Annotated in this window: 17 protein-coding genes and 1 pseudogene; 2 read left to right on the forward strand and 16 right to left on the reverse strand. The window is 71.9% G+C overall.

The annotated features are described in order from the left end of the window. Positions 1–21: 21 nt before the first annotated feature. From G5C51_RS14540 to G5C51_RS14590, 11 genes are all read right to left on the reverse strand, one after another. Positions 22–903, reverse strand: coding sequence for an NAD(P)-dependent oxidoreductase (locus tag G5C51_RS14540; RefSeq protein WP_338118143.1), 882 nt, complete (start codon positions 901–903; stop codon positions 22–24). Beyond that, a complete protein-coding gene (locus G5C51_RS14545) occupies positions 900–1,601 on the reverse strand; it encodes an SDR family NAD(P)-dependent oxidoreductase (protein ID WP_165237225.1) in 702 nt (233 codons plus the stop codon). Before G5C51_RS14545 ends, G5C51_RS14540 begins: the two co-directional genes overlap by 4 nt. Next, a complete protein-coding gene (locus G5C51_RS14550) occupies positions 1,598–2,479 on the reverse strand; it encodes a cupin domain-containing protein (RefSeq protein WP_165237227.1) in 882 nt (293 codons plus the stop codon). The genes G5C51_RS14545 and G5C51_RS14550 overlap by 4 nt, the downstream gene beginning before the upstream one ends. After that, positions 2,476–3,840: an amidohydrolase family protein gene (locus G5C51_RS14555; protein WP_165237229.1), complete on the reverse strand. Its 1,365-nt coding sequence runs from the start codon at positions 3,838–3,840 to the stop codon at positions 2,476–2,478. Before G5C51_RS14555 ends, G5C51_RS14550 begins: the two co-directional genes overlap by 4 nt. 29 nt (positions 3,841–3,869) lie before the next feature. Beyond that, positions 3,870–4,850 (reverse strand): pyruvate dehydrogenase complex E1 component subunit beta, encoded by a 981-nt coding sequence (locus G5C51_RS14560; protein WP_165237231.1) that lies wholly within the window; start codon positions 4,848–4,850, stop codon positions 3,870–3,872. Beyond that, positions 4,838–5,815 carry a thiamine pyrophosphate-dependent dehydrogenase E1 component subunit alpha gene (locus G5C51_RS14565; protein ID WP_338118144.1) on the reverse strand — a complete coding sequence of 326 codons (978 nt, stop codon included), beginning with the start codon at positions 5,813–5,815 and terminating at the stop codon, positions 4,838–4,840. The genes G5C51_RS14560 and G5C51_RS14565 overlap by 13 nt, the downstream gene beginning before the upstream one ends. Then, positions 5,812–7,146: a M24 family metallopeptidase gene (locus G5C51_RS14570; RefSeq protein ID WP_165237233.1), complete on the reverse strand. Its 1,335-nt coding sequence runs from the start codon at positions 7,144–7,146 to the stop codon at positions 5,812–5,814. Before G5C51_RS14570 ends, G5C51_RS14565 begins: the two co-directional genes overlap by 4 nt. 64 nt (positions 7,147–7,210) lie before the next feature. After that, entirely contained in the window at positions 7,211–7,843 is a 633-nt protein-coding gene (locus G5C51_RS14575) for a cupin domain-containing protein (RefSeq protein WP_165237235.1), read from the reverse strand. 72 nt (positions 7,844–7,915) lie between these two features. Further along, positions 7,916–9,523: a sodium:solute symporter family transporter gene (locus G5C51_RS14580; protein ID WP_165237237.1), complete on the reverse strand. Its 1,608-nt coding sequence runs from the start codon at positions 9,521–9,523 to the stop codon at positions 7,916–7,918. Further along, positions 9,520–10,047 (reverse strand): DUF485 domain-containing protein, encoded by a 528-nt coding sequence (locus G5C51_RS14585; protein ID WP_338118145.1) that lies wholly within the window; start codon positions 10,045–10,047, stop codon positions 9,520–9,522. The genes G5C51_RS14580 and G5C51_RS14585 overlap by 4 nt, the downstream gene beginning before the upstream one ends. Before the next feature lie 159 nt (positions 10,048–10,206). Beyond that, positions 10,207–11,130: a threonine ammonia-lyase gene (locus G5C51_RS14590; RefSeq protein WP_165237241.1), complete on the reverse strand. Its 924-nt coding sequence runs from the start codon at positions 11,128–11,130 to the stop codon at positions 10,207–10,209. A 74-nt stretch (positions 11,131–11,204) separates the two neighbouring features. Here G5C51_RS14590 and G5C51_RS14595 point away from each other — a divergent pair, with 74 nt between their 5' ends. Beyond that, the gene (locus G5C51_RS14595; protein WP_165237243.1) at positions 11,205–12,098 is read left to right on the forward strand and encodes a LysR family transcriptional regulator; all 894 of its coding nucleotides are present in this window, start codon (positions 11,205–11,207) and stop codon (positions 12,096–12,098) included. Positions 12,099–12,232: 134 nt separating this feature from the next. Here G5C51_RS14595 and G5C51_RS14600 read toward each other — a convergent pair whose 3' ends face one another. Next, the gene (locus G5C51_RS14600; RefSeq protein WP_338118146.1) at positions 12,233–14,359 is read right to left on the reverse strand and encodes a DNA gyrase/topoisomerase IV subunit B; all 2,127 of its coding nucleotides are present in this window, start codon (positions 14,357–14,359) and stop codon (positions 12,233–12,235) included. Positions 14,360–14,788: 429 nt separating this feature from the next. Between G5C51_RS14600 and G5C51_RS14605 the strand changes: the two genes are divergently transcribed. Then, positions 14,789–15,016, forward strand: a complete 228-nt coding sequence (locus G5C51_RS14605) for a DUF7455 domain-containing protein (RefSeq protein ID WP_165237247.1) — start codon at positions 14,789–14,791, stop codon at positions 15,014–15,016. Positions 15,017–15,159: 143 nt separating this feature from the next. On the opposite strand, the gene G5C51_RS14610 is transcribed toward G5C51_RS14605, so the two are convergent. The 4 genes and pseudogenes from G5C51_RS14610 to G5C51_RS14625 all read right to left on the reverse strand — a co-directional run. Then, entirely contained in the window at positions 15,160–16,014 is an 855-nt protein-coding gene (locus G5C51_RS14610) for a serine protease (RefSeq protein WP_165237249.1), read from the reverse strand. 90 nt (positions 16,015–16,104) lie between these two features. Beyond that, a complete protein-coding gene (locus tag G5C51_RS14615) occupies positions 16,105–17,700 on the reverse strand; it encodes an RNA polymerase sigma factor (RefSeq protein ID WP_165237251.1) in 1,596 nt (531 codons plus the stop codon). 225 nt (positions 17,701–17,925) lie between these two features. After that, on the reverse strand, positions 17,926–18,822 hold the full coding sequence (locus G5C51_RS14620; protein ID WP_206313838.1) for a FadR/GntR family transcriptional regulator: 897 nt from the start codon (positions 18,820–18,822) through the stop codon (positions 17,926–17,928). Positions 18,823–19,001: 179 nt separating this feature from the next. Then, a pseudogene (locus G5C51_RS14625) lies at positions 19,002–19,803 on the reverse strand (ATP-binding cassette domain-containing protein); the annotation flags it as partial.

The raw sequence follows: 19,803 nt of genomic DNA on the forward strand, positions 1-19,803 counted from the left end.
CCTGGCAGGGGTCGACACGTGTCAATGCCCGCGCACGAAGTCCGCCATCGCGCTCAGATCACGGTCCGCGTATCCCGCCTCCCCCGCCGCCCTGACCTGCCGGAGGTTGAAGGCGGCCTGCTCCATCGGCACCCCGGCCCGCTCGGCCCGGTCCAGGATCAGCTCCAGGTCCTTGGCGACCAGGCCGAGCGTGAAGCCGACGGCCGCGTCCTCGGGGTGCACGAACGCGGCCCGCTTGTAGTGCACGAAGGGCGCACCGGCCGCGCTCGCCGCGAAGACGTCGTACGCCATCTCGCGTGCCACCCCCGAGCGTTCCGCGAGCACCAGCGCCTCGGACAGCGCCAGATTCAGGCCGTGCACCACGGAGTTGAGCGCCAGCTTCATCACCGCGCCCGCCCCGCTGCCGCCGACATGGATGACGCGGGCGGCGAGGATGTTCAGCACCGGACGGGCACGCTCCAGCGCCTCGGCGGGGCCGCCCGCCATCACGATCAGCTCGCCGTGCTCGGCGAAGGCCACGCTGCCCGAGACGGGTGTGTCGAGCAGCACGGCGCCCTGCTTCTCGGCAAGTGCGGCTAGCGCCGCCACCGTTTCCGGGGCGATGGTCGAGGTCTCCAGGACGACGCTGCCGGGCCGCAGCCCGACGGCGATGCCGTCGGCGCCGCCGTACGTCCCGGCGGCCGCGGCGTCGTCGGCGAGCGAGACCACGACGACATCCGCGGCCGCGGCGGCCTCCCGCGCCGTAGCGACGACGACCGCGCCGGTACGGGCCGCCAGCTCCTCCGCCGTGGCCCGCGTCCGGTTGTACACGGTCACCGCGATCCCGGCCTCGCGCAGCCGCCCCGCCATGGCGGCGCCCATCCGCCCGGTGCCGACGACGGCGATGCGTCCGACGCCGCTCACCGCAGCAGCCAGCCGCCGTCGACCGGCAGGCCGACCCCGTTGACCGCGCCGTTGCGCAGCAGGAAGTCCACCGCGTCGACCACGTCGGCCATCCCGGCCAGCCGGCCCGTCGGCGTACGGGAGCGGATGCCCTCAAGCGCCGCGGGCGGCTTGTCGCGCCAGTACGGGCTGTCGCCGACGATGCCGGGGTGGACGGCGTTGACCCGGACCGGGGCGAGCTCGGCGGCGAGGGTGCGCACCATGCCGTCGACGCCGGCGTTGACCGTCGTCACCGTGGTCGAGCCGGGGTACGGGCGGGCTCTGGCCTGGCCGCCGAAGAGCACGACCGCCGCGTCCGCGCCGAGCCGGGGGCGCAGCGCGTGCACGACCTCCGTGTAGCCGACCAACTTGAGCGTGACCAGCGCCAGCGCCGCCTCGATGTCGTACTCCGCCACCGAGTTCTCGTCCCGGCTGATGGCGGCCAGCACCAGCGCGTCCACCCGCTGGATGCCCTCCAGCGCCGCGGCGATCTCCCGCGGCCGCGCCAGGTCGAGGGCCAGCCCCCGGGCACCGCACTCCTTCGCCACCGTGGCCGCGCGGTGCGCGTCGCGGCCGGTGAGCACCACGTCGTCGCCCACGGTCGCGTACCGGCGGGCGATCTCCCGGCCGATGCCGGCGGTGCCGCCGACGACGACCACGCTCCTTGCCGTTCCCGTCATCGCTTCTCCTCCAGCCGCTGCCTCAGGTAGTCCCAGTCGCGCGCGAACCGGTACGAGTGCCGCGACGGCGGCTGCGGCGCCTGTGTCTCCAGCCATCGCACGGGCCCCGTACCGGCATTGGCGAAGGAATGCACGCAGCCCGCCCCCGCCCACGCGAGGTCGCCCGGGCCGAGGCGGTGCCGCGTCCCGTCGAACTCGGCGTCCACGCTGCCCTCGAGGATCAGATACGTCTCCTCGAAGGGATGGTCGTGCGCCCCGGCGGCGCCGTCCGGCTCGTACTGGACCATGAACATCGTCGAGGCCACCGCGCCCAGATCGCCGTCGACCATCATCTTCACGGTGATCCCGCTGTAGACGAGCAGCGCGGTGCGCATGCTCGCCGAGACCGCGAGCAGGTCCTGGCGCTGCTTGCCCGGGTCCATGTGCGCGGGCTCGAAGTGGCCGAAAGCGCGCGTGCGCGGGTCGCGTACGTCCACCGGCCGCGGCTCCCGCGCGGGCAGTTCGGGCACCGCCTCCGTATCGTGCCCGTACCGCGCCCGGGGCACCGGTGCGAGCATGTCGGCCCAGCGGGCGGGGCCCTCGCCCGTACCCCGCCAGGCATGCGGCACGCCGACGGGCAGCAGGCCGTAGTCGCCCGGCCGCAGCAGCCACGAGCCCTCGGGGGTGTCCAGCGCGACGGCGCCGGACAGCACGAAGAACGACTCCTCGTACGCGTGCACATGCGCCCCCACCGCGCCGTCCGCCGCCAGCTCGCAGACGCCGAAGCCGGTGTGCACCGCGCCGTCGCGCTCGCCGACCGCCGCCCAGCGGGAGAGGCCCGGCTGCCCGGTGGCGGCGAACTCCGCGTCCGCCGCCCGCCGTACCAGATGCGCACTCACTGCCGCGGCGCCCGGGACGCGACCGCGGCCAGCAACCGGTCGCGGGACTCCTCGACCAGCCGCCGGGCGCGGGCGGTGTCGGCGAGCAGCCGGCCGTCCCGCTTCTTGACCTCGCCGGCTACGAGGACGGTGTCGACGTTCGACACGTCGGCGCTCAACGTCACCGCGGCCACCGGGTCGTGCACGGGCGCCACGTTGAGCGCGGTCGCGTCGATGGCGACGACATCGGCCTGCTTGCCGGGGGTGAGCGAGCCGGTACGGTCCCCGAGCCCGGCGACGTGCGCGCCGTCGAGGGTGGCGAGCCGCAGCATCCGGCGGGCGGTGAGCATCGTGTCCGGGATGGGGGTGTCGGCCTGCCAGCACTCGGCGTTGACCCGGGCGCGCTCGGCGCCGAAGGCGGAGCGGATCTGGGTGAACATATCGCCCGGCGCGGTGGTGACCACGTCGATGCTGAGCGACGGCCGCAGGCCGTATTCGATGGCCTTCATCACCGGCGGCCAGCCATGGCCCATCTGGGTCTCGACCTGCGGCGCCACGGAGATGGTGCCGCCGCTGTCGGCGACCATCCGCCACTCCTCGTCGCTGAGATAGCAGCTGTGCACGTACGTGGTCGGCGGGGTGTCAGGACCCAGCAACCCGAGGTCGTGCAGCTGCTTCACCATGCCGAAGCGGCCGGCGACCCGGCCCATCGCGACGTGCACGGTGATCGGGAGGTCCAGCTCGCGGGCGAGCCGCCATTCGCTGATCACCACGTCGCTGATGCAGAAGCCGGGCCCGCGGGTGGCGAGGCCCATGGTGAGCAGCCCGTCGTCCGAGGAGAAGTACGCCGCGCGGACTCGGCGCACATCGTCCGCCGGAATCGCGATCTTGCTGTCGTACCAGTAGTCGGCCAGCGAGGTGTTGGCGCTGCCGTACGCGTACTGGGCGCGGATGCCCGTCTCCCGCAGCGCCTGCAGGGCGGCGTCGGGGTGCTCGGGCGTGTTGTTGATGTGCGACCAGTCGACGAGCGTGGTGATGCCGGCGTTCAGGCACTCCAGGGAGCCGGCGAGGTTGCCCGCGTACACGTCCTCCGGCCGGTAGACGGGCGCGAAGGTGTCGAGGACCTCGGTGAAGTAGTCGTCGAGGGTGGCGTCCGGCGCGCAGCCGCGGATGGACGCCTCCCAGGTGTGGCGGTGGGTGTCCACGAAGCCGGGGATGACGATGCGCCCGGTCATGTCGAGCACCTCGGCGTCGGCGGAGATCTCCCGGTCGACCGCCGCGATCTTCCCGTTCTCGATCAGGACGTCCCCCTGGGCCAGGTCCCCGAGCTCCGGGTCCATGGTGAGCACCTGGCCTCCGCGCAGCAGCTTGCGCTCGCTCATCGCCGTGCCGCCTTCCTCCTGTGGGGTGTTCAGTAGTGGGCCAGGCCGCGGACCGCGGCCACGACCTTGTCGACCGTCGGGATGACCTCGTCCTCCAGCGCGTCGGCGAAGGGCAGCGGGACGCACTCGCCGGCCACCCGGCGTACCGGCGCGTCCAGCAGGCCGAAGCCCTCGTCGGCGACGATCGATACGAGCGTGCCGCCCCAGCCGCCCTGGTACGGGTTCTCCTCCACGGTCAGCAGCCGCGAGGTCTTCCGCAGTGACGCGAGCACCGTCGCCATATCGAGCGGCACCAGGCAGCGCAGGTCGATCACTTCGGCCGAGATGCCTTCCGCGGCGAGCCGCTCGGCCGCGGACAGCGCGACGGGCACCATCGAGGCCAGCGCGACCAGCGTGACGTCGGCCCCTTCCCGTACGACCGCGGCCCGGCCCAGCTCGACGACGTGCCCGTCGGGCGGCACTTCGCCCTTGACGGCCAGCAGCGCCTTGTGCTCGAAGAGCACCACGGGATCGTCGCTGCGGATCGACGCGGCCATCAGGCCGATCATGTCCGCGGGGGTGGCGGGGGCCGCGATTTTCAGTCCGGGGACGGTGAGCGCCCAGTTCTCCGTGGCCTGCGAGTGCTGGGCGCCGAAGCCGAGGCCCCCGCCGTTGGCGGTCCGCACCACCAGCGGCACGGTGACCTGGCCGGCCGTCATGTAGCGGACCTTGGGGATTTCATTGGCGAGGTAGTCCCAGCAGCAGGCCAGGAAGTCGGAGAACATGATCTCCGCGACCGGTCGCAGCCCGGTCATCGCGGCGCCCATCGCCGCCCCGGCGATGGCCTGTTCGGAGATCGGCGTATCCCACACCCGCTCCGGGCCGAACTCCTTGAACAGCCCCGCGGTGGTCTTGAACACCCCGCCCGCCGCGCCGATGTCCTCGCCCAGGCACACCACCGCGGGATCGCGGCGCATCTCGCGCGCGATGCCCTCGGCGACCGCCTCCCGGTAGGTGATCACGTCCGCCACGCCGCACCTCCGTCGGCCCATACGTCGGTGAGCGCGGCGGCCGGGTCCGGCCCCGGCGCGCTCTTCGCGGCCGCGACGGCCTGCGCGACGAGGTGCTCCGCCCGATCGTCGGCCGCGGCGATGTCCTTGTCGTTTACGCCGGCTGACAGAAGCCGTCCGCGCGCCAGGTCGAGCGGATCGTGCTTCAGCCACTCCTCGACCTCCGCGGCCGGGCGGTACGCGGCCGGGTCGGAGCGGCTGTGCCCGAAGTGCCGGTACGTCAGCGCCTCCAGGATCGCCGGGCCCTCCCCGGCCCGGGCCCGCCCGGCCAGCGCGGCCACCGCCTCCCGGACCAGCACGACGTCGTTGCCGTCCACGACCTCGCCGGGAATGCCGTACGCCGGGGCCCGGTCGGCGGCAGGGCGCGGCACGGCGGTCACGTCGGCGATCGCGGTGTACTCCATGTACAGGTTGTTCTCGCACACGAACAGCACCGGCAGCCGCCACACCGCGGCCAGGTTCAACGCCTCGTGGAAGGCGCCGATGTTGGTTGCGCCGTCGCCGAAGAAGGCCACCGCGATCTGCCCGGTGCCGCGCAGCTTCGCCGACCAGGCGGCGCCGGCGGCCATCGGGAGGTGCGAGCCGACGATGGCGTACGAGCCGAGCATCCCGGCCGCCGCCTTTGTCAGGTGCATCGAGCCGCCCTTGGCCCCGCACAGCCCGGTCGCCCGGCTCATCAGCTCGGCCAGGCACTCCTCCGGCGTGGCACCGCGGGCGATGGCGTGGTGGTGGCCGCGATAGGTGGCGAAGACGTAGTCGTCGGCGCGCAGCGCGGCGCTCGCGCCGACGGCGATCGCCTCGTGCCCGGCGGCCAGGTGGGTGGTGCCCTTGACCAGGCCCTGCAGAAACAAGTCGTGGGCGGCCCGCTCGGTGCGGCGGATCACCGCCATCTGCTCGTACGCGCCGAGGAGCTCAGCGGGCCTCACCGCTCTCCCCTGCCCGCCCGGGTGTTGAGGTGCGACTGCGCCTCGCGGCGGGTGTCGAGCTCACCGCCCACGGTCCAGTACTTGCGCCCGGCGACCAGCAGCTCCTCGGCCGGGAACTTGGTGATGACCTCGCAGCCGTCCGCGGTCACCACCACTTCCTCCTCGATACGGGCCGCCGACCAGCCGTCCGCGGCCGGCCAGTACGTCTCGAGCGCGAAGACCATGCCCTCCTCCAGCACCTCCGGATGCTTCGGCGAGACCAGGCGGCTGAAGATGGGCTTCTCCCAGATCGACAGGCCGACCCCGTGCCCGTACTGCAGGGCGAAGGCGGCAGTCTCGTCCGGGAAGCCGAACTCCTCGGCGCGCGGCCACACCGCGACGATGTCCGCGGTGGTCGCGCCCGGGCGGACGAGAGCGATGGCCTCGTCCATGTACTCCCGGCAGCGGGTGTAGGCGTCCCGCATGGCGGGCGAGGCGCTGCCGACGGCGAAGGTGCGGTAGTAGCAGGTGCGGTAGCCGAGGTGGCTGTGCAGGATGTCGAAGAAGGCGGGGTCGCCGGGGCGGATCAGCCGGTCGCTGTAGACGTGCGGGTGGGGTGAACAGCGCTCGCCGGAGATGGCGTTGACGCCCTCGACGTACTCGCTGCCGAGGTCGTAGAGCGCCTTGCTGACGACGCCGACGCACTCGTTCTCGCGCACCCCGGGGCGCAGATACCCGTACAGCTCCTCGTAGGCCGCGTCCACCATGGCGCAGGCCTGGGTGAGCAGGGAGATCTCGTCGCGGGTCTTGAGTCGCCGGGCTGCCAGGAACAGCTGCTGGCCGTCCACCACATCGATGCCCTCGGCCTTGAGGGCGGCCAGCACCGGCATCTCGGCGAGGTCCACGCCGAGCGGTTCGCCGCCCATGCCGTGCTCGCGCAACTCCCCGGCCACCTTGGCGGCGACGTCCTCGGCGATGCCGGCGTCCGGGTGAAAGGCGCCGCGCAGCGTGGAGATCCCGGCGCGGGCGCCCGTGGGCTCGCCCTCCTTACCGCCGTGGTCCAGCCAGGGGTTGTAGAGCTGGTGGTGGCGGGCCGCGGAGCCGAAGTCCCAGATCACCGGCTCGGCGCCGCGGACGAGGAGGGCGAAGCGGATGAGCTTGTCCATCGCCCAGGTGCCGATGTGCGTCGACGTCATATAGCGGATGTTGGAGAAGTCGAAGCTGAGCACCGCGCCGAGCTCGGACTCCTCGAGGGCGGCCTTCAGCCGGGCCAGCCGCTCGGTCCGTAACCGCGCGAGATCGACACGCTCCTCCCAGTCGACCGCGCCTTGCCCGAATGTGCGGACCGCCATGGCGTCCACCCCTCTCCAGCCGGAGCCCGCTCAACTGACAGTGAACGACCGCCCGGTGAGAGTGTCAAGGCACACTGAACACCACCCAGACGCCGACCGCCGGTTCCTCGCCCTCGTTGCGGTAGCGGTGCGGAGTCGTGGATTCGAAGCAGACGGCGTCGCCAGGGCGCAGCGTGTGCTCCTCGAAGCCGAGGGTCAGGATCAGCTCGCCCGCGGTGAGGTAGCCGTACTCGGTGCCCGGGTGCCGCATCAGCCCGCCGGTGCTGGAGGAGGAGCCGCCGGGGCGGTAGGTCACCTGCAGGAAGTCGGTCTCGGTCCCGGGCACATGGCCGAGCCGCTCCCACACCACACCGGAGTCCAGCTCCAGCCGCTCCCGCTCGTCAGGGCCGGTCAGCGGGCCGATCCGGCGGGCCGGCTCCGCGGCCAGCGCGGCGAGCGCGCCGAGCACGGTGCCGGGGGCGGCGGCCGGTGCGACCGCGTCCTCACGGACCTCGAAGAGGTGGTCGACGGTGACGGACAGCGCCGTCGTGATCGCGTACAGGGTGCTCACGGACGGCTGGCTCTTGCCGTTCTCGATCTGCGAAACGAGGCTCGCGGATACGCCGATCTCGCGCGCCAGCCGCCGCAGGCTCCAGCCGCGATCCAGGCGCACCTGGCGGATCCGGTCGCCGACAGGCGGCACGGCGGCTGGGGACACGGGCGGCTCCTCTGCGTGGCCAACGGCTGGGCCGTACAGCCTAATTGAACACCGCCGGAGCCGCAGCCGAGCTCACACGGCCCCGGCCCCCGTCAGCGCCCGCACCTCGGTCTCCGCGTGCCGCGCCGGGTCGGCGGGCTCGTGGGAGAAGCGGGTGCCGAGCCAGCCCGCCAGGAAGCCGAGCGGTACGGAGACAAGACCCGGGTTCTGCAGCGGGAAGTACGCGAAGTCGAGGCCGGGGAAGAGCGCGTCGGGCCGCCCGGACACGACCGGCGACAGCGCCACCAGGAGGAGCGCGGGGATCAGCCCGCCGTACACCGCCCACACCGCGCCGCGGTGCGTGAAGCGGCGCCAGAACAGCGCGTACAGCAGCACCGGCAGATTCGCCGAGGCCGCCACCGCGAAGGCGAGGCCGACGAGGAAGGCGACGTTCTGGCCGCGGGCGAGCAGCCCGAGCCCGATCGCGACGGCCCCGATCGCGCCCGCCGCCACCCGCGCGACCGCGACCTCGCTGCGCTGCTTGGCGTGCGCGTGCCGGCGGCGCCGCAGCGAGGCGTACAGGTCGTGGGCGACCGAGGCGGACGACGCCAGCGTGATGCCGGCGACCACGGCGAGGATGGTGGCGAAGGCGACCGCGGCCACGATCGCGAAGAGCACCGCGCCGCCGGTCGACCCCGCTCCCCCGCCGAGGTCGAGGGCGAGCAGCGGGACAGCGGTGTTGCCCGCGGCGTTGTCGGTACGGACCGCGTCGGTGCCGAGGATCGCGGCGGCGCCGAAGCCCAGCACGATCGTCATCAGGTAGAAGCCGCCGATGAGGCCGATCGCCCAGACCACCGAGCGCCGGGCGGCGCGGGCGGTCGGGACCGTATAGAAGCGGGCGAGGATGTGCGGCAGGCCCGCGGTGCCGAGGACAAGGGCGATGCCGAGGCTGATGAAGTCGAGACGATTGCCGAGCGTGCCGCCGTATTTCAGCCCCGGGGCGAGGAAGTCGCGGCCGTGTCCGCTGCGTTCGGCGGCCGTGGACAGCAGCGCGCCCAGGTCGCCGTGGAAGCGGATCAGCACCATCACGGTGAGCGCGATCGCGCCGCCCATCAGCAGGACAGCCTTGACGATCTGGATCCAGGTGGTGGCGCGCATGCCGCCGACGACCACGTAGAGCACCATCAGGCCGCCGACCCCGGCGACCGCGGCCGACTGCTCCGCGCCGCCGCTCGCGCCGACCAGCAGCGCGACGAGGCTGCCCGCGCCGACCATCTGCGCGACGAGGTAGAGGACCGAGACGGTGACGGAGGAGATGCCGAGGGCGAAGCGGACGCGGCGCTCGCGCAGCCGGGCGGCGACGACGTCGGCGAGGGTGAAGCGGCCACAGTTGCGGACGAGTTCGGCGACCAGCAGCAGCACGACCAGCCAGGCGACGAGGAAGCCGACGGAGTAGAGCATTCCGTCGTAGCCGTAGAGGGCGATGAGCCCGGAGATGCCGAGGAAGGACGCGGCGGACATGTAGTCGCCGGAGAGGGCGAAACCGTTCTCCATGGGCGAGAACAGCCTGCTGCCGGCGTAGAACTCCTCCGGCGAGCCGTGCCGGTTGCGCCCCGCCCACGAGGTGATCGCGAGCGTCAGCAGCACGAAGGCGCTGAACAGGAGCAGCGCGAGGGTCTGGTGCTCGGCGAGGCCCCTCACTGCTGCGGGTCCTCCTTCGGCTTACGGGCCTCGGCCGCCGAGTTCGTCTGCATCGTGACGTCCCAGCGCAGCTCCATCGCGGGCTGGTCGCGGCGGAGCCGGGCGTGCCTGGCGTAGGCCCAGGTGAGGAGGAAGGTGGTGACGAACTGGCCGAGGCCGGCCAGTATCGCGACGTTCACCACGCCCGCGACCTTGTGTGCCATCAGCCCCGGGGCGGCGGTCGCGGCGATGACGTAGGCGAGATACCAGCCGAGGAACGCGATGGCGGCGGGCACCACGAAACGCCGGTACTGGTTGCGGACGTGCTGGAACTCCGGGCTCTGCTGGACCTCCAGATACAGCTCGGAGTCGTCGGCGGGCGGCCGCGGCCCCGGGACGGCGGCGGCCGCGGCGCGCGGGGCGGGCATCCAGCGGTCCGGCTCCGGATCGTCCCAGGCCCCCCATCCGGAGGCCAGCTCGTCGTGCCAGGGGTCGTCGAGCGCCGCGGCCGGTGCGTGTCCCTCGGCCGCCTCGTGCTTGTCCACCGTGTCTCCCTCGCGTTGCGGGCTCATTGCCGCGTCACAAAGGATGGGTGGACCGCATGCGGCCGGGTTCCGCAATCCCGGACCCTTCACACAATCAGGTGAACACCCGGCGCAATACCGGAGATTTAAGCCCAGGTCTCCCCTACGGAATCGCCATTGCTACACATTTCCGCCCGTGCACATGACCGCCACCCGCCGCCCGGCGAACCGGTCGGGGTAAGTGTGCAGCGCGGCCAGCGCCGCCGCGCCGGCGCCCTCGGCGAGGGTGTGGGCGTCGCGGGCGAGGATCTGCCGGGCCTGCTCGATGACGGCGTCGTCGAGCAGCAGGAAGTCCTTCAGGCGCTGTTTCAGCACCAGTTGCGGCAGCGCGAAGCCGCTGCCGGTGGCGAGGCCCTCGACGGCGGTGCGGTTGGGCCGCTCGACGATCTCGCCGGCCCGCCAGGAGTCGTGCGCGGCGGGCGCCTCGGCGGACTGCACGGCGACGACCTCGGCGTGCGGCGCGAGGGCGGCGGCGACGATGCAGGCGGCCGCGGCACCGGAGCCGCTGCCGACCGGGACGATCACGGTGTCGGTGCGCGGGGCGTCCTCGAAGAGCTCGAAGTACGCGGTGCCGACGCCCGCCAGGATGGCGGGCTCGTTCGCCGCGCTGACGAGCCGCATGCCGCGCTCGCTGGCGAGCTTCTCGGCGTACGGGCGGGCCTCGTCGAAGTTCGCCCCGTACTCGACGAGTTCGGCGCCGAGGGCCGTAACGGCGCGCGCCTTGCCCGGGTTGGGGTCGCGCGGCATGACGATGGCGCAGGGGACGCCGAACTGCGCGGCGGCGTAGGCGAGGGACTGGGCGTGGTTGCCGGTGGAGTAGCCCACGACGCCGCGGGCTCGCTCGCCCGGCTCCATCCCGGCGAGCAGGGTGAGCCCGCCGCGGACCTTGAAGGCGCCGGTGGGCTGGACGTTCTCGTGCTTGACGGTGAGGGAGGCGGCGGGTCCGTGGTCGAGCGTCGGATACGACCAGGCCGGGGTGGGCGGCAGGTGCCGCCGCAGCAGGGTGCGGGCTTCGAGGACATCGGTGATGGTGGGCGGCTGCATGGAGCCAGGCTGGCAGCCGCTCGACCCATAGGTCCAATGGAAGTTTCCGCTGCTTTCATAGATACGATCGATGCATGGACCTCACCCGCCTCCGCGTCCTGGCCGCCGTCGCCCGCGAAGGATCCGTAACGGCCGCCGCCGACGCCCTGAACTACGCCCAGCCGTCGGTCAGCCACCACCTGGCCCGGCTGGAGGAGGAGGCAGGCGTCCCGCTGGTGCAGCGCGCGGGCCGCGGCATCCGCCTCACGGACGCGGGCCGGCTGCTGGCCGAGCGGGCGGAGGAGATCCTGGGCCGGCTGGAGGCGACGCGAGCCGAACTGGCGGCCCACGCGGGCCTGCACACCGGCCGGGTCCGGGTGGCGGCTTTCCCCTCGGCGCTGGCCACGCTGATCCCGGCGGCGGCCGCCCCCTTCGCCGCGGATCACCCCGGGGTGGAGCTGGCGCTGACCGAGGCCGAGCCCCCGGCCGCGCTGGCGGCGCTGCGCGCCGGGGAGGTGGACGTGGCGCTGACCTTCGAGCACGACGACGCGAGCGAGGCCGGCCGCCTGCACACGACGTCCGTACCGCTGCTCGAGGAACCGATGTACCTGGTGACGAAGGGCGGCACCGGCGCACCCGCAAGCCTGGGGGCGTACGCCGAGGAGCCCTGGATCGCCGGCTGCGAACGCTGCCGCGCCCACCTCCTCACCTCCTGCACCCGCGCAGGCTTCACCCCACACATCGCCTTCGAGACGGACGACTACGTAGCAGTCCAGTCCCTGGTAGCAGCAGGCATCGGCATCTCCACCCTCCCGGGCCTCGCCCTACGCGCCCACCGCCACAACGGCATCCGCGTACACCGCCTCCCAAACGACCGCCGCACGGTCAGCGCATCGGTCTACGGCAAGCCACCGGCCCCGGCGCCGGTGGCAGCATTCCTCGCAGCCCTGACGACCGCGGCCAAGGGCCCTTGGCGCTGGCCGCGCTGAGGCCCACATGGCTCGGCTCGGCACCCGGCCCGCGCTCGCGGCCAACCCAAGCCCGGCCGGCGCTTGAGGCCGAGGCGCGCAGCGCCGATCCGGGGTCCGGGGGCGGAGCCCCGGCAACCCGGCGCGGCAGCGCGCTACGTGTCGATCCGCGACCGATCCAGCGTCGCCGCCGAGTTCGTAATGAACTCCTTCCGCGGCGCCACCTCATTCCCCATCAGCAGGTTGAAGGCCTCCTCCGCCGCCTCCAGATCCCCGATGTTGATCCGCCGCAGGGTGCGGTGCCGCGGGTCCATCGTGGTCTCCGCGAGCTGGTCGGCGTCCATTTCGCCGAGGCCCTTGTAGCGCTGGATCGAGTCCTTGTAGCGGGTGCCCTTGCGCTCGAGCTCCAGGATGGTCTGGCGCAGCTCGTTGTCGGAGTACGTGTAGATGTACTTGTCGACGCCCTTCTTCGGATTGATCAGCTCGATCCGGTGCAGCGGCGGGACGGCCGAGAAGACCCGGCCCTCCTCGACCATCGGCCGCATATAGCGCTGGAAGAGGGTCAGCAGCAGGCAGCGGATGTGCGCGCCGTCCACATCCGCGTCGGCGAGGAAGATCACCTTCCCGTAGCGCGCCTGGTCGATGTCGAAGCTCCGCCCGGAGCCGGCTCCTATCACCTGGATGATCGCGCTGCACTCGGCGTTCTTCAGCATGTCCGAGATCGAGGACTTCTGGACATTGAGAATCTTGCCGCGGATCGGCAGCAGCGCCTGGAACTCCGAATTCCGCGCCAGCTTCGCCGTACCCAGCGCCGAGTCACCCTCGACGATGAAGAGCTCGGAGCGATCCACGGCATCGCTGCGGCAGTCCGCGAGCTTCGCCGGCAGCGACGACGACTCCAGGGCCGTCTTACGGCGCTGTGCCTCCTTGTGCTGCCGCGCGGCGATACGGGTCCTGGCCGCGGCGACGATCTTCTCCAGGACCGAGCGGGCCTGCTGCTTCTGGTCGCGCTTGGTGGAGGTGAGGAAAGCCTTGAGCTCCTTGGCCACCACATTGGCGACGATCCGCGAGGCCGCCGAGGTGCCGAGCACCTCCTTGGTCTGGCCCTCGAACTGCGGCTCGGCCAGCCGGACCGTGACGACGGCCGTGAGGCCCTCGGTGACGTCGTCCTTGACCACGTCGTCCTCGGCGGCGCGCAGCAGCTTCACGGCGCCGCGCAGTACCTCGTTGACCGTCTTGGTGAGGGAGCGCTCGAAGCCGGAGACGTGGGTGCCGCCCTTGGGGGTGGCGATGATGTTCACGAACGACTTCATGGTCGTGTCGTAGCCGGTGCCCCAGCGCAGCGCGATGTCGACGCCGAGGTCGCGCTGGACCTCGGTCGGCGTCATGTGCCCCTGGTCGTCCAGCACCGGGACGGTCTCCTTGAAGGTGCCCGAGCCGGCCAGCCGGACCACGTCGGAGACGGCCTTGTCCGGCGCCAGGTACTCGCAGAACTCGCTGATGCCGCCGTCGTACCGGAAGATCTCGGTGGTCGGCTCGGCGCCGTCGATGCCGCGCTCGTCCCGTACGACCAGGGTGAGCCCCGGCACCAGGAAGGCGGTCTGGCGGGCGCGGGCCTGCAGCTCCTCCAGGGAGAGGCGGGCGTCCTTGAGGAAGATCTGCCGGTCCGCCCAGTAGCGGATACGGGTCCCGGTGCGGGTCTTCGGGACCTTCTTGGTCTTGGTCATCCCGCTCGCGGCCTCGAACTTCGCGTCCGGGCCCTCTCCCGCGAAGGCGCCGGGGACGCCGCGGCGGAAGCTGATCGTGTGCGTACGGGAGGAGTGGTCGACCTCGACGTCCAGGCGGGAGGAGAGCGCGTTGACCACGGAGGCGCCGACGCCGTGCAGACCGCCGGAGGCCGCGTAGGCGCCGCCGCCGAACTTGCCGCCGGCGTGCAGCTTGGTCATGACGACCTCGACGCCGGAGAGGCCGGTCTTGGGCTCCTTGTCGACGGGGATGCCGCGGCCGTTGTCCCGGACCTCGACCGAGCCGTCCGCGTGCAGCAGGACCTCGATGTGGTCGCAATAGCCACCCAGGGCCTCGTCGACGGAGTTGTCGATGATCTCCCAGAGGCAGTGCATGAGGCCGCGGCTGTCCGTGGAGCCGATGTACATGCCGGGGCGCTTGCGGACGGCCTCGAGGCCCTCGAGAACGAGGAGGTGCCGCGCGGTGTAATTCGACCCGTCGCGGTCTGCCGCGGCGAGCAGGGAGGGCACATCGGTGGTCGACACTGCGGCGGACACGTAAGTTCGCTCCTCGCTGAATTCAGGTGTGTGGTGCCTGGTGGCGCCGGTCAGAGGGTACCGACCCCTTGGCGGGACTGGTGTGCAGGCACTTGCTCGTGGCTCCATGCTAGTACCGTGTCGAGCAGATGTTCGATCCCTCGAAGGAGTGACGTCCACATCACGTTCCCATCCCGGCATGAACCATTTAGGCTCCGGGCACGTCCTCATGGACAACCGGCAAGCCAGCCGGCAAGGACGACCCCTGTAATGAAGCGAAAAGCCCAGCAGCGCACCAAAAATGCACTACGGCACATTTCGCCGCCACCCCGTCGGCATCTGTCCGCTGTGAGCGAACCCACCCCGAGGCAAAGCCCGAGCGGGAACGTTTTCGGCCTGGTTGGATGTTGACCCTGGTACGACAGCTCGTCGAGCTAGAGAAGAGGCGACGTGACTACTGTTCTGACACCGTCGAGCCCGCTGACGGCCGCAGACCGCTGTGACCGCTGCGGCGCCCAGGCATACCTGCGCGTCGTCCTGATGAGCGGTGGCGAACTGCTCTTCTGCGCCCACCACGGGCGCAAGTTCGAGCCGGAACTCAAGAAGATCGCCGCTGAGATACAGGACGAGACGGAGAAGCTGACCGCGACTCCTGCAGCCGACACAGAGGAACGTTGATACGACGCTTCCCAGACGAGCCGTGCCGGTCCAGGACCGGCGTTCGGGCGGCCTCCCCCTGAGAGATCAGGGGAAGGCCGCCCGTTCGGCTCCTCAGCCTTTCTGTGACCGCGGGTCCACCGCCTATGTACGGCCCGCGATCTTTATGTACGGCCCGCGATCTCCGGCAGCACACCGGAGATCCTGGTGTAGACCCCCGGGTTCCCCGGCTCCCCGCAGCCGTTCCCCCAGGACACCAGCCCGATGAGGCGCCCCTTGGCGACCAGCGGCCCGCCGCTGTCGCCCTGGCAGGCGTCCTTGCCGCCCTCGACCACTCCCGCGCACAGCATGGAGTCGGTCGTGTACGTACCGTCAAGGCTCCCCGCCGGATAGGCGGACCTGCACCGACGGTCGGCGAGCACCTTCACCTCCGCGGCGTGCAGCGAGGTGGCATAGCTGCCGTCGCCCTTGGTGTCGCCCCACCCGTAGACCTGCGCCGGACCGCCGGCCTGGTACGCGTCGTCCCTGCCGCCGGTGGCCAGTTCGATCGGCTTGCCCCGAGTGGCGGGTCGTTCCAGGGTGAGTACGGCGACGTCCCCCGCGTTGGTCCAGCTGTCGTAGTCCGGGTTGACCCAGGCCTTGCTGATCTTGATCTCCTGGCCCCCGCCGTCGCGCAGATTGCCCCGCCCCGCCACCACCCGCAGGTCACGCACCTTCTCGAGCGGGGCGCCGAGCACCTCGCGGGTCAGGCAGTGCGCCACCGTTATCACCTTGCGCGGCGAGATCAGCACCCCGGCGCAGAACTGCCCGGAGCGCTCCCGCCCGTACTGCTCCCGGCTGGTCAGCGCCACTATCCACGGGCTCTCCTCTATCTGCACCGGCTTGCCGCCCACCACCACGCCGTCGGCGGCCGCCCTGGGCGCCACCGCCAGCAGCTGGAGCACCGCCAGCGGCAGCAGGGCCGCGAGGATGCGGGCGGGCAGCAGGCGGTGGCACCCTCTTTCGACAACGTGGCGCATGGCGACTCCTGACGCGGAAACGAGAAGAGGCTGAGCGGACGGTGTCCACTCAGCCTCTTTCACGTGGGTGCGCCGCGCACCCGTAGCCGATCAGTCGAGGTAGTCGCGCAGCACCTGCGAACGGGACGGGTGCCGCAGCTTCGACATGGTCTTGGACTCGATCTGGCGGATCCGCTCGCGGGTCACGCCGTAGACCTTGCCGATCTCGTCCAGGGTCTTCGGCTGGCCGTCGGTCAGGCCGAAGCGCATGGACACGACGCCCGCCTCACGCTCGGAGAGGGTGTCGAGCACCGAGTGCAGCTGCTCCTGCAGGAGGGTGAACGAGACCGCGTCCGCCGGGACGACCGCCTCGGAGTCCTCGATCAGGTCGCCGAACTCGCTGTCGCCGTCCTCGCCCAGCGGGGTGTGCAGCGAGATGGGCTCGCGGCCGTACTTCTGGACCTCGATGACCTTCTCCGGGGTCATGTCGAGCTCCTTGGCCAGCTCCTCCGGGGTGGGCTCGCGGCCCAGGTCCTGGAGCATCTGGCGCTGGACGCGGGCCAGCTTGTTGATGACCTCGACCATGTGCACCGGGATACGGATGGTGCGGGCCTGGTCGGCCATCGCGCGGGTGATCGCCTGCCGGATCCACCAGGTGGCATACGTGGAGAACTTGTAGCCCTTGGTGTAGTCGAACTTCTCGACGGCGCGGATCAGACCGAGGTTGCCCTCCTGGATCAGGTCCAGGAAGAGCATGCCGCGGCCGGTGTAGCGCTTGGCCAGCGAGACCACGAGGCGGAGGTTCGCTTCGAGGAGGTGGTTCTTGGCGCGGCGGCCGTCCTCGGCGATGATCTCCAGCTCGCGCTGCAGCTTCGGCGCGAGCTTCTCGGAGTTGGCGAGCTTGTCCTCGGCGAAGAGACCCGCCTCGATGCGCTTGGCGAGCTCGACCTCCTGCTCCGCGTTGAGGAGCGGGACCTTGCCGATCTGCTTCAGGTAGTCCTTGACCGGGTCGGCGGTGGCACCGGCCGCGGCGACCTGCTGCGCGGGCGCGTCGTCCTCGTCCTCGTCGGACAGGACGAAGCCCTCGCCGGACTCGCCCTCGGGACCCTCGGGCCCGTCGGTCTTGCCCTCAGGACCGGCGGCGCCCTCCTCGGACTCCTCCTCGCCCTCGCCCTTCTTGCCGGCGGTCTTCTTGGCCGTGGCCTTCTTGGCGGTCTTCTTGGCAGCCGTCTTCTTGGCGGCGGTCTTCTTCGCCGCCGCCTTCTTCGCCGGCTTGGCCTCGGTCTGCTCGTCGACGGCCTCGGCGGTCTCCTCGGCGGCCGTCGCTTCCGCGGCGGCGTCCTCGGTGGCCGCGGGGACCGTAGCGGTGGTCTTCTTGGTGGCCGTCTTGGCGGCGACCGTCTTCTTGGCCGCCGGCTTGGGAGCGGCGGCCGGGGTGTTCTTCGCCGGCGCGGTCTTACGGGTGCGCTTCGGCGCCTCAGCGGCACTGACCATCAGTGTCACACCCTCCTCTTCGAGGACCTGGTTGAGGCTACGCAGGACGTTCTTCCACTGTGTCTGCGGAATCTGGTCTGCGTCGAAGGCACGGCGCACGTCGTCGCCGGCAATCTGCCCTTCGGCCTTTCCCCGCTCGATGAGCGCCATGACGGACGCGGCTTCGGCGATCTCCGGCGGGAGCGTACGGGATGTGCTGGCCGACACGAACAACCTCTCGAACGATGGGAACGACCGGCGGTGGGGATGGACCGTCGGCGGGTGCGGCGGCGACGCTCCGCAGAAGCGCGGTGCGCGAGCCACCTCTTAGGTCATCGCGCCTTCCCGCAGAGCGTTACGCCCAATCCACGTGGCTCAGGTCACACTGAGGGGCCGCGGCCCGGGACGGCGCGTCGCCGGACCCCTGGAGGTCCGGCGACGACAGCGCCCGTGAGCGTGTCAGTGCTCGCGCGGGGCGGGCACCACACGCTCGGTGCCGGTGGTCTCGTGGACCGAGAGCAGCTGGCGCATCGCGGCCTCGGCGGCGGGGCCGTCGCCGGCGGCGAGCGCGTCGCAGATCCGCAGGTGGTTGGCGACCGACGTCTCGCCCGGGCGGTCGCAACCGCCGACCGGGCCGCCGGAGACCTGCAGGGCGGCGCCGACGACGCCGGAGAGGTGCTCCAGCATGCGGTTGCCGGCGACCTGCATCACCAGGGAGTGGAACTCGGCGTCGGCGCGGGAGAACGTCACTGCATCTCCCTGGACCAGGGCGTGGCTCATGATCTCGGCCATGTCCTGGAGCCGCTGCTGGACGTCCTCGCGGCCGTGCCCCGCGGCGAGGCGGGCGGCCAGCGGCTCGATGGTGTAGCGGAGTTCGCACAGCTCGCGGCGCTGGTCCTCGCGCTGCGGGCCGAAGGCGCGCCACTCGATGATGTCCGGGTCGAGCAGGTTCCAGTCGCTGACCGGACGGACCCGGGTGCCGACGTTGGGGCGGGCGCTGACGAGGCCCTTGGCCTCCAGCACGCGCAGGGACTCGCGGACGACGGTCCGGGAGACCTCGAAGCGCTGTCCGATCTCTTCGGGGACGAGCGGGCGGTCGGCGCCGAGATCGCCGGAGACGATCATCTGGCCGAGCTGCTGGACGAGTTGGCCGTGCAGCCCGCGGCCGCGGCTGGTGGCGGCGCGCCGGACGCTGCGGCTGAGGTCGGGCTCCGAATCCCAGGCCGGCGAGGGGGCCGGGGCCGGGGGTGCCGGAGCGGCGGTGGGTGCGGCTGGTGCGCCCTCCTGGTACGCGAAGCGGTTGAGCCCGCCCGCCGAGCCGGCATAGCCGTCGGTCGAGGGAGCCGCGGTCATCATGGTCTGCATGGTCTGCGCAAGGGTACTCACGAAGTCTTTTGTCGGCCGGGCTCCGTGGGACCTTGAGGGCTTTCGTGAAAAGCACACGAAAGGGTGATCGCCTGCGACCCCGGCATTGACGCCTTTTCAGGGCGTGTGTGCGAGGGGTGTTGCTCGGGGTGCGCGGCTTGCGCCGCAGGTCAGCGGGCCCGGCTCTTGGCCGCGGTGAGCAGGTAGGCGGCGAGCAGCGCCAGCAGCGACAACACCAGTGCCTGGCCGACGGGTTGGGCGGCCGGGCCGAGGTCGGTGGAGAGCAGCCGGGCGGCGCCGGAGGGCCACGGCATCGGGAACACCTCCTGCATCCGCAGCGGCAGCTCGGCGATGCGGCGGGCGGCGCCGGTGGTGGCGAACTCCCCCAGCAGCGGGCTGACCGCGACCGGCACGGTCAGCACGGCGGCGAGGCCGAGCGACGCGTGCCGGAAGACGCCGGCGGCGAGCACGCCGGTCCAGGCGCAGCCGATGGTGAGCAGGGCCCAACCGGTCATGCTCGTGGCCCAGTTCGCCGGGAGGTCGACGATGTCGCCGTAACCGACCAGCAGGGCGCTGGCGTCGGCGAACATCACGGCGACCAGGAGGGCGAGCGCGACCGCGGTGGCGACGACGAGCTTGGCGACCAACAGCCCGAAGCGCCGGGGGACGCCGCCGAAGGCCGCGGCGAGCGAGGGGAAGCGGAACTCCTGCGCGAAGGCGTGGGCACCGATGAAGCCGGCGCCGATCGCGACCGGGGGCAGCGGCAGCGAGGGGTGCCAGCCGGTGAGCATCCGGACGCCGGAGGCGCCGTTGCCGCCGGTGTGGGCGAGGAGGGCGGCGCCGGCGACGGAGGCGAGGACGGTCAGCGCGGCTACGAGGCGGGGGACGCGGGGTCCGGTGGTCATACGCCGGATCTCGTAGCGCAGCGGGTGCGCGGGGCCGGGGACGCGGCCGGGGCCGGCACAGGTGAAG

This window comes from Streptomyces coryli (assembly GCF_011044975.1).
Lineage (GTDB): Bacteria > Actinomycetota > Actinomycetes > Streptomycetales > Streptomycetaceae > Streptomyces > Streptomyces coryli.